Raw genomic sequence first — 12,341 nt, forward strand, 5'->3', positions numbered from 1 at the left:
GCCACGCGCAGGGGCATGCGGCGCAGGCCGCGCAGGATCAGGGCTGGGGCCATGTTCAGCGGGCCCGCGCGGCCTGTTCGGCGAGCAGCCGGCTGTACCGGCCCAGTACGCCGGCCACATAGGACTGGGTTTCGGGGTAGGGCGGGATGCGGTTGCCGTAGCGCCGCACCGCGCCCTCGCCCGCATTATAGGCGGCGAGCGTAAGGTTGAAATCGTTGAAGCGGCCGTGCAGTTGGCGCAGCAGCCGCGCGCCGCCATCGACATTGGCCTCGGCATTGGATGCCGAGACGTTGAGCATCCGCGCCGTGCCCGGCATTAGCTGCATCAGGCCGTGCGCGCCGACCGGGCTGCGGGCATCGGCACGATAGTGCGATTCCTGGTCGATCACCGCGTGCAGCAGCAGCGGATCCACCCGCCGCCGCGCCGCGACCCGCTGGATCATCGCGTCGTAGCGCGTCGCATAGGATAGCGGCCGCATCGACAGGATCGCCGTGTCCGAAGCGGCCGCCAGCGACGCGGGCTCCTGGCGGAGCGGAGCGATCGCCGCGACCCGCAGCGTGGCGGCGGGCGCAGGCTCCGCCTTGCGGTGCTTCTTGCCAGAGACCAGCTGGAACGACGCGGCACGATCACCCGCGGTCCCCTCCTCGGCCTCCGGCGCGATGCGCACGTCCTTCGGCATTTCTGCCGGGGTGCCCGGCGCGACGACGATGTTGCTGCACCCCTGGAGGGACTGGATCCCCGCCAACGACGCCGCATCCGCCACCCGCAGGGTCGCGGTCAGCGCACAGGGCGGTGGCGGCGGGGTCTTGTCCCGCGACCATGCCGCTTCCGGAATAATCATCGCCGCACCGCACAGGGCCAGCGAGGAAACGCTAAGAACTACTCTACACATTGCATCGCTCCCCAGCCGATGGCGCTCTTGGCCAACAGTTGTCTCAGCACGATGCCCCACAATTCCCGGCCTGCCCGTCCAGGAACACCTATAGGCTGTCGCGATTTTCTTACAATTTCAAGTCGATATTCAGAAATATTTCGCAGTGTTACGGCGCGACGAACGGAGACATTATGTCGATGAGATGCGGAACCTTTTCAAATTCAAGTTTTGTTGACACTCGTGTCAACACAACTGATCGCCGATGAGCAACCACCCACCGCGATTCGACTCGCCGCACATCGTTCAATATCAATAACTTAACCTATCCATTTTGCATCCGGCACAGATTTTGCCTGTTGCATCCGGGAACCGGTTACAGGATTTTAACGATGTTGCTGCCCCGCCCCACGGGCAGACAATGTGTCGACCTGCTCGACCTGTCCGGACACTTCGCGACTATGGTCGCACTGTCCGGCAGCAAGAGTTCAACTTCATGAGCCAAGGCAAGGATAGCGCCGACAAGAGCGAGCTCCCGACGCCGAAGCGGTTGCAAGATGCACGCAAGAAGGGTGACGTCGCCAAGTCCAAGGATTTGGCCACCGGACTTCTTACGCTCGCCTGGTTGCTGCTGGTCGTCGGGGTCTCGGGCTATGCCGCGAGGGAGCTCGCGCGCCTCGCCACCGATGTGGTGGCGCAGGCGGCGACCGGCTCGTTCGAGCAGACCGCCCCGGCGATCGGCTGGGATGCGGCGTGGACGCTGCTGCGCCTCACCTTCGCCACGCTGGTCCCTGCCGCACTGATCGGCACCTTCGCCGAGTTCCTCCAGGTCGGTCCGATGATGACGACCGAGAAGATGAAGTTCGGGCTGGAGAAGCTCAATCCGGTGGAGGGCCTGAAGCGAATGTTCGGCAAGGACGGCCTGTTTGAACTTGCCAAGACGCTGGTGAAGGCCGGGCTGATCTGCGCGATCGGCTATCTCGTCTATCAGAGCGCGCTGTCCAGTTCGGGCCAGCTGATCCGGCTCGCCGCAACCTCGCCGATCGACGAATCGCGCGAAGGTGCCGCGCTGAGCACGATCGGGCTCACCTATTCGCTGACGCTGCAGATGCTGGCGATGGTGGTCGCGGTCTTCCTGTTCGTCGCGGTCGCCGACCGGATCTATTCGAAGCACAGCTTCATCAAGAAGATGAAGATGAGCCGCCGCGACATCAAGCAGGAGCACAAGGAGAGCGAAGGCGATCCCCAGGTCCGCGCACTCCGCCGCGACATGCACCAGGAATGGGCGAACCAGAACAATATCGGTGCCACGCGGGGCGCCGCCGCACTGCTGGTGAACCCCACCCATATCGCCATCGCGCTCAACTATGACGAGGCGACGTGCCCGGTGCCGGTGATCGCCGCCAAGGGCATGGGCGAGCTCGCCGCCGCGATGCGCGCCGAGGCGGAGGAAGCCCGCGTGCCGATCGTCCGCAACGTCGCCGCCGCCCGCAGCCTGTGGGCGCGCGGCGAGATCGGCGAGATCGTGCCCGAGGACATGTTCGACGCGATCGCCGCGGTGATCCTCTGGGCCGCCAAGGCGAAGAGCGGCGACGGCCCGATGCAGCACGACATGGATACCGCCGCCCCGCGCCTCGCCGCGCCCCAACGCTGACCAGACCGGAGAACGAATCGCATCATGGGAATCGGAGCCGTCTTTTCCTCGATCCTCGCCACCGTCGTGGCGCTTGCCCTGGTATTGGGCATGGCCTGGGGGGTGATCTGGCTGCTGAAGAAGCTGCGGGATCGCCAGCTGGGCGTCGCCGCCAATGGCGAAAGCGACGCGCCGATCCGCTTCCTCCGCTCGATGCAGCTCGGCCAGCGCGAACGGGTGGTGCTGATCGAGGCACGCGGCGAGACGATGCTGGTCGGCGTCACCGCCGGGTCGGTAACGCTGCTCGCCCGCTGGCCCGAGGGGCAGACGCCGGCCAAGCCGGTTGCCGCGCCGGTGCGCTTCTGATGGGGACCATGCTCCGCCTCGATGCGCTCGACCTGCCACGGGTCGATCCGGCGCGCGACGCGCTGGCCGCTGCCGTCGCGCGACTGCTCGATCATGCCGGGTTCGCGGTCGAGATCGTCGCGGCGCCGCCGCGCGGCAGCTGGTTTCGCTGCGCCGATGGCAGCCAGTTCCGCCCCGGCGGGGCCGTGCTCCATCCCGAACGGATCGCCGAAGCCGCCGCCGCGCTGGACGATGCCGAACCGACGCTGCTCGCGCTGGAGCAGGTGCTGGGCTTGCAGCTGGAGCCGGAAGACCTCCGCAGCGCCTCGGAAGAGGCCATGCTCCACTTCGCGCTGCGCCGAGAGGACCAGAAAGCCGCGCTGCTCCTCCCCTGCGACCATCCGCATGCGGCAAACTGGCTTGCCGAGGCGGATGCGCTCACGCCGCTGGCATCGCGCCTGCCGGTTCTTGCACTGCTGCTGGTACAGGGTCCCCGGCTCGGCATCGCCGAAGCGGGTGACCTCGCCCCCGGCGATCTCGTGCTGATCGGCGCCCGCCCCCGCGCCACGCTTGAAGCCCCGCATTTCCGGCAGGCCGGTCAGTTCGACCTCGCCGCCGGCAGTTTCACCCCGCATCCCGACGGAGCGCCCATGGAATCCAGCGACGCTGCCCCCTCCCCCCGCGATTTCGCCGTGCCCCTCACCCTCCGCCTGCCCGCGCAGCGGGTCAGCGCCGCGGCGCTCGCCGATCTGCGCCCGGGCCTGGCGCTGCCGCTCGGTCCGGTCGCCGAGGGGATGATGGTGGAGCTGCTGGTCGCCGGCAGCCCGCTTGCCCGCGGCGAGCTGGTCCAGCTCGGCGATCGTTTCGCGGTGCTGATCGAGGCGCGCGTCGATCTCGCCGAGGGCACGATCCAGCAGCCGGTGGAGGTGGACGCGTGAACCTCGCCCAGTTCACCCCCGGCTCGGCGCTGATCACGGTCGTCCTGATCGCGCTTGCTCCGTTCTTCGCGGTGATGGTGACCAGCTTCACCAAGATCGCCGTGGTGCTGAGCCTGGTGCGCAATGCGCTGGGGCTGCAGCAGGTACCGCCCAACCTCGTGCTCAACGGGCTGGCGCTGATCCTCAGCGTGTTCGTGATGTACCCGACGCTGGAGAAGATGCAGGCGGCGGCCGCGGTTCAGGGCCCGGCCACCCCCACCATGCCCGGCGATGCTCCGGCGCAGGCCGAAAACCCGATCGAGAGCACCGGCGACATCTTCGCCACCGCCGATCGCGCCAAGGAGCCGCTGCGCGAATTCCTCGTCAAGCACAGCGATCCGCGCGAGCGGGCCTTCTTCCTGCGCACCCAGCAGCGGATCGGCGATCCCGGCAAGGTCAGCAGCCTGCGCGACACCGATTTCGTGATCGTCATCCCCGCCTTCGTGGTGAAGGAGCTCAAGCTCGCCTTCCAGATCGGCTTCCTGATCTTCCTGCCCTTCCTCGTCATCGACATGGTGATCGCCAACATCCTGCTGGCGATGGGCATGATGATGCTGTCCCCGGTCACCATCTCGCTGCCGTTCAAGATCCTCCTGTTCGTGCTGGTCGACGGCTGGGTGAAGCTGAGCCACGGGCTGGTGCTCTCCTATGCCTGAGGAGGCGCTTCCTGCTGCGCCAAGGGCGCAGGTCCGGTGCCGGCCCGCTCCCCCACCCGGCCACCCAACGCCAGTATCCTATGGGTGGCCGGGTGGGGGAGCGGGCCGGCACCGCGCGGAGAAAATGTCATGAGCGACGACCTGGTCGCCGTCACCACGCAGGGGCTGTGGCTGGTGCTGCTGCTCTCGGCGCCGCCGATCATCGCGGCGTCGCTGGTGGGGCTGCTCGTCGCGATCGTGCAGGCGGCGACCCAGCTGCAGGAACAGACGCTGCAATATACGCTGAAGTTCTTCGCGATCGTGATCAGCATCTTCGTCACCGCCAGCCTGATGGCGGGCACGCTGTACGGCTATGCCGATTCGATCTTCTCCGGCCTCGCGGCGGTCGGGCGATGATCGAGGCGGTGCCGCCCGGCGTCGGCGTGCCGCTGTTCGCGGCGATGCCGTGGCTCGACCAGTTGCTGGTGGTCGCGGTCGCCTCGGCGCGCTGCGCCTTCGCCTTCGTGTTCGTGCCGGTCTTCTCGCGCGAGGTAATGCCGGGGACGGTGCGCAACAGCATCATCGTCACCTTCGGGCTGGTCGCGCTGCAGATGCAGCCGGACTTTCACCCGAACGCCCTCTCCGCGATGGGCTGGCTCAAGATGCTGCTCAAGGAAGCCGCCGCCGGGGGCGCGATCGGCTTCTTCTTCGGCACCGTGCTCTGGGCGATGGGCGCGGCGGGCGAAATCATCGACACCAAGGTGGGTGCGACGATCGGACAACTCGTCGATCCCTTGAGCGGCAACACCAGCTCGCTGACCGGCATCCTGCTCAGCCGCTTTGCGGAGGTGGTGTTCGTCACCGCGGGCGGGCTCACCCTGCTCGTCGGCACGGTGATGGGCAGCTACCTGATCTGGCCGCTCGGCCCCGGCGCGCTGCAGCTCGATGCGCGCGCGCTGATGTTCTTCGAGGGCGAATTCGGGCGGCTGTTCGCCCTCGCCTTCCTGTTCGCGGCGCCGGTACTGACCGTGCTCTACGTGATCGACCTGGCGATGGGGTTCCTCAACCGCTTCGCCCAGTCGTTCAACGTCTTCTCGATGGCGATGCCGATCAAGGCCGCCGCCGCCACCTTCGTCGTCATCCTCACCCTGCCGCTGCTCGCCCAGGCGATCCTCGCCGATCTCGGCACGCGCGAGGAGATTGCGGGCGGCGTCCTCCAGCGAACGGCCAAGCCCCAATGACCAGCGCCACCGCCCTCCGCGCGCCCTCGCCGCCAAGCGATGCCGAGCAGCTCGCCCAGCTGATCGCCGAGTTGCGCGAAGCAGAGGCGCGCCGCGGCGCCGCCACCCGCGAGATCCGCATCGGCGCGTTCACCGTGCCCGGCTGGCGGGTGCCGCTGCTCCATCTGGCCGGGCTGCAGACGCTGACCCGCAACGAGGCGGCAGTGCTCCGCTTCCTCGGCTGGGGCCGCGCGAACGGCGATATCGGCACCTTGCTCAACATGACCGAGAACACCGTGCGCACGCACATGAACAACGCGATCCGCAAGCTCGATCTCGACGGCGTTCGCGAACTCAACAGCCTGGCGGGACTGCTCTTCCTGCCGCTCGAATGATCGCACCCCTCCACGATTCGTTGAGCCCGGCTAAACGAATCGTGGAGCGCGTGCGGCGCCGATCCGGGGCAATTTGCGCTCGTACCGGCGACACGGTGTCGGCGGCCTGGCTCCCGAGGGGGAGCGCGATATCTGGATGGAAAGGAACGATCCATGGGTCTCCTGAGCGGTCTTACGCGGTCTCTGGTCAATCCGATCAGCCTGGCGTCCCTGGCGATGGGCCCGGCGGGCTGGGCATCGCTCGCGGTGCGCACGCTGGGCGCGGCGATCGGCCAGCAGGTACTCCAGCAGCTCGGCGAAAAGCTGGGCCTGCCGCAGGGGATGATCGACATCGCCAAGAGCACCTTCAGCGCCGCCGTCGGCGGGGCGCCCGGCAGCATCGCCGATGCGGTCAGCACGGTCGGCTACGGCCTTTTGTCGCCGACGGAGCAGGGCGCGATGGCGCGCGAGATGAGCCAGCAGGCCGACAACATCGCCGAGAACCTCTTCGCCGCGTCGCGCGAGGGCAGCGACCGCGCCAAGACCGAGAGCTCGCGCGAAGGCCGGGTCGGCAGCGGCAACTGGCTGCGTGCGATTGCTGAGGTGATGGCACAGTCGATGGATGCGAAGATCGACGAAATGCAATCGCTGGCGCAGACCTACGATTCCCAGTCGAAGAGCAACAAGTCGACCAAGACGATGACCGACCTGCAGGTCGCCACCCAGGAATTCAGCTACCTGATGCAGTCGACGACCAACATGGTCAAGACGATCGGCGAAGGCCTGTCGACTATGGCTCGCAAGGGCTAGGAAACGCGGCATTTCATCGCAAAGGGCCGGGCGAAGCATCGACTTCGTCCGGCTCGTTTTTTATTCTGCCGGCTGTCGGGCAACGATCCGTCCGGCGTGTGTGGGAGGTATCGATGGCATCGCGGTTGCTCATTTCCCTCGGCCTGGCATTCGTCGCCCTGCCCGGCGTGGCGCAGGCCCAGATGATCAGCCCGATGCTCTACGAGGGGCCGCGGATCGCACTGCAGGATCATGCCGATCGCTTTTCGAACGACGTCAGGGCACCGCAGGCGCACGCGCGGATCGCGGCGGACCCGGCCATGCTCCGCTATGCACCGTCAAAGGCACGGCGCATGGCCAATCTTGCCCGCTTCGTCAGCAAGACTCGCGCGGCCGACCCGCGCGGCGCCGACGATTTGCAAAAGCTGTTCGCGCAGGGTGATTTCATCGAGAAGATCGGCGCGCTCGTCGCGCCCCAGGGACTCCGGATCGACAATATCGCCGACGCATATGCGCTGTGGTGGATCACCGCCTGGGAGGCCGCGCACGGCGACAACGACACGCCCAATCGTGCAACGCTCGCCGCCGTTCGCCGTCAGGCCGCCAGCGCGATCGGCGCGACCGGAGAGATTGCGGGTGCGTCGGACGCACAGAAGCAGGAACTCGCCGAAGCGCTGTGGGTGCAGAGCGCATTGTTGGATGGCGCGGTTGAACAGGCGAAGCAGAATCCCGAGCGCATGCGCGCGATCGGCGACGCCGCGCGCAAGGGCGCTGCGCAAATGGGCCTCGATCTCGACAGCTTCGCGCTGACCGCACAAGGCTTCGTGCCGGCGAGGGTCGGTCACAACCAGAAGCGGTCGGGCCCGGCACCGATGGGGTATGCCGGCAGCTATGGTGCCCTGGCGCTTGCCGCCGGCGGCGTGGGCATGGGCGGGTTGCTGATGATACGCCAGCGCCGCGGTTGACTCCCCGCCGCGGCCGGATGACGCCGAAGAGCGGCTGCAGGACGAGGCTTTCTCCGACCGCCTGAATAGGGGCTGGCAATGGTCATCCGCTCGCTAGGGGGCGGAAGACGGGTAAGGTCACCTTCCGCACATCGCCGTCGCCTGGCCCGAGCACCGGATCGATCCGATCAGAAACGTTTTCCCGGGGACACCGGCAGATCGAGCAGCGAAGCCGGCGGCGCAGCGGCGCGGACGACGTTCGCCCAGGCCGCGCAACAACGCGCCGCGCGACGTGTCCCCCGCGGCAAGGGGATTGTCTCCGATCCACGCGCTCCGCTCACGCCATGCAGAAAGGGCGGCACCGTTGCCGGCACCGCCCTTTCCATGTGCAGGTGCGAAAGCCGATTAGGCCGCAGCAACCTTCGCGCTGGCGCGACGACGACGCACGGCAGCACCGGCCATGCCGGCGCCCGCGATCATCATGCCCCAGGTAGCGGGCTCGGGGATCGGGCTCGGCGGCGAGGCGAAGCTGAAGCTGCCCGAGATGTCCGAACCAGCGCCACCGGCCTGGTTGAAGGTGAAGGCCACCGAGGCCTTGCCCTTGTCGTAGCCCGACGCGGCGGTCGGGGTGAAGTCGCCGAGCGTGTAGATCGTCACGAAGTTCGTGCCGGTGGTGACCTTCGCCACCGTGCCGGCGAACGAACCGAACACGGCATTGAACGTGACCGCCGCACCCGAGGTCGCGGTGACCGACGAGGTGAGGAACGACGTGAAGAGAGCGACCGACGACAGGTCGCCGCTCGAACCCAGCACGGCGCTGCCGCCGTTGCTGAACGTGGTGTCGGCACCGATTGCTGCGGTGCTGCTCGTAACATTGACCAGACCAGCCGAGAAACCGCCGATGATGGTCGCCGCCGAAGCGGTGGCCGGGGCTGCAACCGCGACGGTCGCAGCAGCCAGCAGGGTGAGAACACGAGTGCGCATAAAACCCCCTAATGGTTAACACGCCGACGGATTGCCGGCAGCGCCCTACTCAACGGAAAAGCGCTCTTCGTCAATGATAATGTGCGCTGCAGCGTAATTAATGGAAGACAAACTGTCGAGCCTGTCCAATTTCTGCACGACAAGCACGGCACAAAACCCGTTTCATATTGCATTTTCAGCGAATTCTGGCGCTCTGGCGACCGCACATACTATATCTTCATTATCGTGAAGGTATTCTATACTCAATTGTGCTTCGCCTGCGGCCGCACTATTAACGCATAAAACCGCATTACACTTCACATATCCGAAGTATATGCACGAAGAAAACGCGGGCCGAGCACATCGTGCATGCAACCGTGTGAGTTAACCACTTCTTAACCATTTGGTTCCCGGGATAGCGATACACATTTGTGCGGAGAATATGCCCGGAAGCGACTGAAGGCGCGCCGCGAGGAAAGTAATGATTCGTTACAGCTACATTCCTTGCTTGCCATTCCCCGCTGCATTCGCGCACCACAGCAAGAACCCCAATAGGTTTACGCGAATGTCAACCAAAGCGTTTCGCTTTGCAGCACAACAATTACAGACGAAAAGCCTGGCTTGAGGCGTATTCTGCAAATCCAATGAGCACGAATGCCGCACTGCAACAGGCCGGTATATGTCGCCACCATGGGTAGGTTTGCAGCCCCCGACACTGACGGCGCACGCCGCCTGCATGCGCTTGATGAATTTCACACGCGCGATGAAAGACAGCGCCAAACGGTTCGCCAGAACTGCCGAGTGAGCAGGTCAAATCTGCGTCAGTGCAATGAAATCGCCCTGATCCCCAACAGCTTTCCCTGGCCGGACAACAACCCTGTCCGACAAATCCTCACCACCTTCCCATATCGTTCAGCGGGGATTTTTTTCTGCAAGGCTGGTGCGATCGTGCCGGGTGGACGGTCCGCCAGCCGCCCTCGGCGCCGCCGACGGCCAATAGCGGAGGTAGAGAATCCGTCAGCCGCGGCTCGCACCTGCTCTACCGGCGGAAAGAAGGACAGGAGCGGAAGCAGCCGGAACGCCGCGCATGTCATGGTCGGGGAGACAGGATTCGAACCTGCGACCCTCTGGTCCCAAACCAGATGCGCTACCAGACTGCGCTACTCCCCGACGGACCGCCGCGCTTAGAGCGTCCGGGCTGCGGACACAAGGCCTCGCACGCTCGATACCAAGCAACACACTGGTGGGCCCGGCAGGATAGCGGCAATCGTTCATTATCAACCGTTTAGCGTGTCCACCCTACCGGAATTTTGCGCGGATCACCTCTGGGCCTCGCCGAATTTGGCTAACCTTTCGAGCGGAAAAATACGCTGATAGCTGTATATCGTGTGTATAGATGCTTGCGTCGCGGCGGCTGTGTGTGTATAGAATACACATAGCGAGGGAGCCGAGATGAAAAGCCGGGAAGTGATAAAACTGATCGAAGCAGACGGGTGGTACGAAGTCCGCCAGACCGGAAGCCACAAGCACTTCCGCCACCCGACAAAGCCCGGCTTGGCAACGGTTCCCCACCCGAAGAGCCACCTGCCCAAGGGCACGCTCAACAGCATCACGAAGCAAACTGGTGTGCCGCTCAATAAGTGAGCGGCACACACCATCTGCCCGAGAAGGGAATGATTATGGCAACCGTCTACTATCCTGCGATCATCGAAAAAGACTCGGAGGGGTTCGGCGTGTACTTCCCGGACCTGCCGGGCTGCGTTTCCGCCGGCAGCACTGCCCAGGAAGCCGCCGAAGGCGCGCAAGAGGCGCTTGAGGGGCACCTGTCCGTCATGTCCGAATTCGGCGACCCGATTCCCGAGCCGTCCGCGATCGATGCCATCCATCCAGAGGAGGGTAGCGTCGAGGTCGCAAGGCTTCTGGTTGCAGGCGAGCGCCCGGGCCGCGCCGTTCGAGTTCAAATCACGATCGAGGATCAGTTGCTCGCGCGGATCGATCGCGTCGCCAGCAATCGATCTCGTTTCCTCGCCGAAGCGGCGCGCGAAAAGCTCGGCGGAAAAGTAGCCGCCGCGCCGCAACGCTAGCTGCGGCGCGCGTCACGCAGAGCGTCCAAGAACGCCGAGGATCTCTCGACGCCCACCGCACGCGTGATCGCGTTCACGGCCGCTGTCATCTCCTGGCTGCGGCCGAACGCGGTGGCACCCTGCCCCGTCTCCGACCGCCCGACCGCTGCTTTCCAGAACTGCTCGATCCAGCTCCGCTCCGCTCCGCAGAGATGCAGGAACGCTAGCGCCAGCCGGAGCCCCGCCGTTGGCGGCACAGCTCCGGTTCTGGCGCGCTCCTGCGCCTCGTCCACCACGCACAGCGCATGGAAGATGGCTCGGTCTCTGGCGACTCGCATTCGCGGAACATGGAGAGAACATTCGCAGGAGTCGAGGGCAGCTATCTTCCAAGGCGGCCGCTGTTCGCTGGCAGCTCCCCATCAAGCCGTGGCTGTCGATCGCGTCCCCGCTCGTCCCGCGACGAACCCTCGCAGCATGCGCCGGACTGGTGTGTCGAACCAGTGGACCACCGCGCTGGCCAATAAACCGACCGACAGCACGAACAGACCCGTGGTTACGAGGCCATGGAGATGCAGACGCTTGCCCAGCATCACGAACACAACCACTAACGGAAAGTGGATCGCGTAGACCGCGTAGGAGATGTCGCCAAGATAGCTGAAAAGCGGAGCCACCTTTGCCGGAAGCTCGTAGTGGACGCCGAACCACACGATCAAAGGAAAGATCGCCAAGACGGTGAGGAGTTCGAACATCGGCCGCCGATGATTGCCAACGGGGGCCATCATCAACACCAACACGAGCCCCACCACCGCCAGCGAGATCCAGGAGACCCTTCGATCGGAAAGGCGCATCCGCCGCCAGAGCACCATCCCCACCGGGAAGGCGAACAGCGTGCGGGCCAAACCAAGATCGAAATGCTGCCAAGACCAGCCGACGTTGAAGAACTCCGGCGAAGCGATCTGCGGTGCCAGCCATGCCAGCGCGGCAGCGGAAATAATCAGCAGATGCCGGGTCCGCAGGCGCACCAAGACCAGCGCGAACAGGACGTTCACCGCGAACTCGAAGAATAGGGACCAGCTGGGGATATTCAGCGGGAAAAGCTCATAAGGCCCAGGTCCCATCGGTGGGGCGGGCAGCATGAATAACGCGCACAGCGCGGCAAAAGCGACTTCCCCCATCCCCAGGCTATGGGGGAGATGCAGCAAGACGCCACCAACCTGCCTCAGGCAGCCGAGCACAAGCCCTACGAAATAAATCGGATAGAGCCGCAAAATTCTCTGCCAGAAGAAGTCAGCAAAGCTCAACCCATTGGTGAGCTTGCCTTCATAATTTAGGGCGATGACGAATCCGCTGAGGATGAAGAACAAATCGACCGCGAGATAGCCCCCCGGGATGAATTGCACGTCCCTCTGGCCGAGATGGTAGGCAGCGACTGCTAGCGCGGCCATTCCCCGGATTGCATCGAGCGTCTTGTATCGCCCCCCGACCGACTGTGCAGGACGCACAATCTCACTTTCAACGCTCATGTCG

Annotated in this window: 15 protein-coding genes and 1 tRNA gene; 11 read left to right on the plus strand and 5 right to left on the minus strand. The window is 65.1% G+C overall.

Translation table 11 applies throughout. The annotated features are described in order from the left end of the window. Positions 1-55: 55 nt before the first annotated feature. The gene (locus CA234_RS24675) at positions 56-841 is read right to left on the minus strand and encodes a lytic transglycosylase domain-containing protein (RefSeq protein WP_206431259.1); all 786 of its coding nucleotides are present in this window, start codon (positions 839-841) and stop codon (positions 56-58) included. 526 nt (positions 842-1,367) lie between these two features. On the opposite strand from CA234_RS24675, the gene CA234_RS20215 reads away from it, so the two are divergent. The 9 genes from CA234_RS20215 (at position 1,368) to CA234_RS20255 (ending at position 7,809) form a co-directional block, all read left to right on the plus strand. Beyond that, positions 1,368-2,525 (plus strand): EscU/YscU/HrcU family type III secretion system export apparatus switch protein, encoded by a 1,158-nt coding sequence (locus CA234_RS20215; RefSeq protein WP_164521890.1) that lies wholly within the window; start codon positions 1,368-1,370, stop codon positions 2,523-2,525. A 24-nt stretch (positions 2,526-2,549) separates the two neighbouring features. After that, the gene (gene fliO, locus CA234_RS20220; protein ID WP_126002618.1) at positions 2,550-2,870 is read left to right on the plus strand and encodes a flagellar biosynthetic protein FliO; all 321 of its coding nucleotides are present in this window, start codon (positions 2,550-2,552) and stop codon (positions 2,868-2,870) included. 8 nt (positions 2,871-2,878) lie between these two features. Beyond that, positions 2,879-3,787, plus strand: a complete 909-nt coding sequence (locus CA234_RS20225) for a FliM/FliN family flagellar motor switch protein (protein WP_206431260.1) — start codon at positions 2,879-2,881, stop codon at positions 3,785-3,787. Next, complete coding sequence (gene sctR, locus CA234_RS20230; RefSeq protein WP_126002620.1) at positions 3,784-4,482, plus strand: type III secretion system export apparatus subunit SctR; 699 nt, start codon at positions 3,784-3,786, stop codon at positions 4,480-4,482. The genes CA234_RS20225 and sctR overlap by 4 nt, the downstream gene beginning before the upstream one ends. 129 nt (positions 4,483-4,611) lie before the next feature. Further along, positions 4,612-4,878, plus strand: a complete 267-nt coding sequence (gene sctS, locus CA234_RS20235) for a type III secretion system export apparatus subunit SctS (protein ID WP_125978374.1) — start codon at positions 4,612-4,614, stop codon at positions 4,876-4,878. Further along, complete coding sequence (gene sctT, locus CA234_RS20240; RefSeq protein WP_126002621.1) at positions 4,875-5,702, plus strand: type III secretion system export apparatus subunit SctT; 828 nt, start codon at positions 4,875-4,877, stop codon at positions 5,700-5,702. The genes sctS and sctT overlap by 4 nt, the downstream gene beginning before the upstream one ends. Further along, entirely contained in the window at positions 5,699-6,076 is a 378-nt protein-coding gene (locus CA234_RS20245; RefSeq protein WP_125978370.1) for a helix-turn-helix transcriptional regulator, read from the plus strand. The genes sctT and CA234_RS20245 overlap by 4 nt, the downstream gene beginning before the upstream one ends. A gap of 153 nt (positions 6,077-6,229) precedes the next feature. Next, the gene (locus CA234_RS20250; protein ID WP_125978368.1) at positions 6,230-6,865 is read left to right on the plus strand and encodes a hypothetical protein; all 636 of its coding nucleotides are present in this window, start codon (positions 6,230-6,232) and stop codon (positions 6,863-6,865) included. 113 nt (positions 6,866-6,978) lie between these two features. After that, positions 6,979-7,809 carry a DUF6683 family protein gene (locus tag CA234_RS20255; protein ID WP_241213609.1) on the plus strand — a complete coding sequence of 277 codons (831 nt, stop codon included), beginning with the start codon at positions 6,979-6,981 and terminating at the stop codon, positions 7,807-7,809. A 384-nt stretch (positions 7,810-8,193) separates the two neighbouring features. Here the strand turns inward: CA234_RS20255 and CA234_RS20260 are convergent, their stop codons facing one another. Further along, positions 8,194-8,772 (minus strand): PEPxxWA-CTERM sorting domain-containing protein, encoded by a 579-nt coding sequence (locus CA234_RS20260; RefSeq protein WP_125978366.1) that lies wholly within the window; start codon positions 8,770-8,772, stop codon positions 8,194-8,196. A gap of 1,072 nt (positions 8,773-9,844) precedes the next feature. After that, positions 9,845-9,921 (minus strand) — tRNA-Pro (locus CA234_RS20265). 282 nt (positions 9,922-10,203) lie between these two features. Here CA234_RS20265 and CA234_RS20270 point away from each other — a divergent pair. Both CA234_RS20270 and CA234_RS20275 read left to right on the plus strand, forming a co-directional pair. Then, positions 10,204-10,395 (plus strand): type II toxin-antitoxin system HicA family toxin, encoded by a 192-nt coding sequence (locus tag CA234_RS20270; protein ID WP_125977279.1) that lies wholly within the window; start codon positions 10,204-10,206, stop codon positions 10,393-10,395. Positions 10,396-10,430: 35 nt separating this feature from the next. Continuing rightward, the gene (locus tag CA234_RS20275) at positions 10,431-10,835 is read left to right on the plus strand and encodes a type II toxin-antitoxin system HicB family antitoxin (protein WP_125977280.1); all 405 of its coding nucleotides are present in this window, start codon (positions 10,431-10,433) and stop codon (positions 10,833-10,835) included. Here the strand turns inward: CA234_RS20275 and CA234_RS20280 are convergent. Together CA234_RS20280 and CA234_RS20285 are read right to left on the minus strand one after the other, a co-directional pair. Continuing rightward, the gene (locus CA234_RS20280) at positions 10,832-11,152 is read right to left on the minus strand and encodes a hypothetical protein (protein WP_126002622.1); all 321 of its coding nucleotides are present in this window, start codon (positions 11,150-11,152) and stop codon (positions 10,832-10,834) included. The genes CA234_RS20275 and CA234_RS20280 overlap by 4 nt on opposite strands. Positions 11,153-11,233: 81 nt before the next feature. After that, on the minus strand, positions 11,234-12,337 hold the full coding sequence (locus tag CA234_RS20285) for an acyltransferase (protein ID WP_125977281.1): 1,104 nt from the start codon (positions 12,335-12,337) through the stop codon (positions 11,234-11,236). Between the last annotated feature and the right edge of the window lie 4 nt (positions 12,338-12,341).

Origin of the sequence: Sphingomonas sp. ABOLE (assembly GCF_003950455.1) — a bacterium.
Lineage (GTDB): Bacteria > Pseudomonadota > Alphaproteobacteria > Sphingomonadales > Sphingomonadaceae > Sphingomonas > Sphingomonas trueperi.

Excerpts from the sequence above, each read along its gene's own strand:
- fliO (WP_126002618.1), top strand. The coding sequence starts at position 2,550 with ATGGGAATCGGAGCCGTCTTTTCCTCGATCCTCGCCACCGTCGTGGCG.
- CA234_RS20285 (WP_125977281.1), bottom strand. The coding sequence starts at position 12,337 with ATGAGCGTTGAAAGTGAGATTGTGCGTCCTGCACAGTCGGTCGGGGGG.
- CA234_RS20260 (WP_125978366.1), bottom strand. The coding sequence starts at position 8,772 with ATGCGCACTCGTGTTCTCACCCTGCTGGCTGCTGCGACCGTCGCGGTT.
- CA234_RS20215 (WP_164521890.1), top strand. The coding sequence starts at position 1,368 with ATGAGCCAAGGCAAGGATAGCGCCGACAAGAGCGAGCTCCCGACGCCG.
- CA234_RS20275 (WP_125977280.1), top strand. The coding sequence starts at position 10,431 with ATGGCAACCGTCTACTATCCTGCGATCATCGAAAAAGACTCGGAGGGG.
- CA234_RS20250 (WP_125978368.1), top strand. The coding sequence starts at position 6,230 with ATGGGTCTCCTGAGCGGTCTTACGCGGTCTCTGGTCAATCCGATCAGC.
- CA234_RS20255 (WP_241213609.1), top strand. The coding sequence starts at position 6,979 with ATGGCATCGCGGTTGCTCATTTCCCTCGGCCTGGCATTCGTCGCCCTG.
- CA234_RS20245 (WP_125978370.1), top strand. The coding sequence starts at position 5,699 with ATGACCAGCGCCACCGCCCTCCGCGCGCCCTCGCCGCCAAGCGATGCC.
- sctT (WP_126002621.1), top strand. The coding sequence starts at position 4,875 with ATGATCGAGGCGGTGCCGCCCGGCGTCGGCGTGCCGCTGTTCGCGGCG.
- sctS (WP_125978374.1), top strand. The coding sequence starts at position 4,612 with ATGAGCGACGACCTGGTCGCCGTCACCACGCAGGGGCTGTGGCTGGTG.
- CA234_RS20270 (WP_125977279.1), top strand. The coding sequence starts at position 10,204 with ATGAAAAGCCGGGAAGTGATAAAACTGATCGAAGCAGACGGGTGGTAC.
- CA234_RS20280 (WP_126002622.1), bottom strand. The coding sequence starts at position 11,152 with ATGCGAGTCGCCAGAGACCGAGCCATCTTCCATGCGCTGTGCGTGGTG.
- CA234_RS20225 (WP_206431260.1), top strand. The coding sequence starts at position 2,879 with ATGCTCCGCCTCGATGCGCTCGACCTGCCACGGGTCGATCCGGCGCGC.
- CA234_RS24675 (WP_206431259.1), bottom strand. The coding sequence starts at position 841 with ATGATTATTCCGGAAGCGGCATGGTCGCGGGACAAGACCCCGCCGCCA.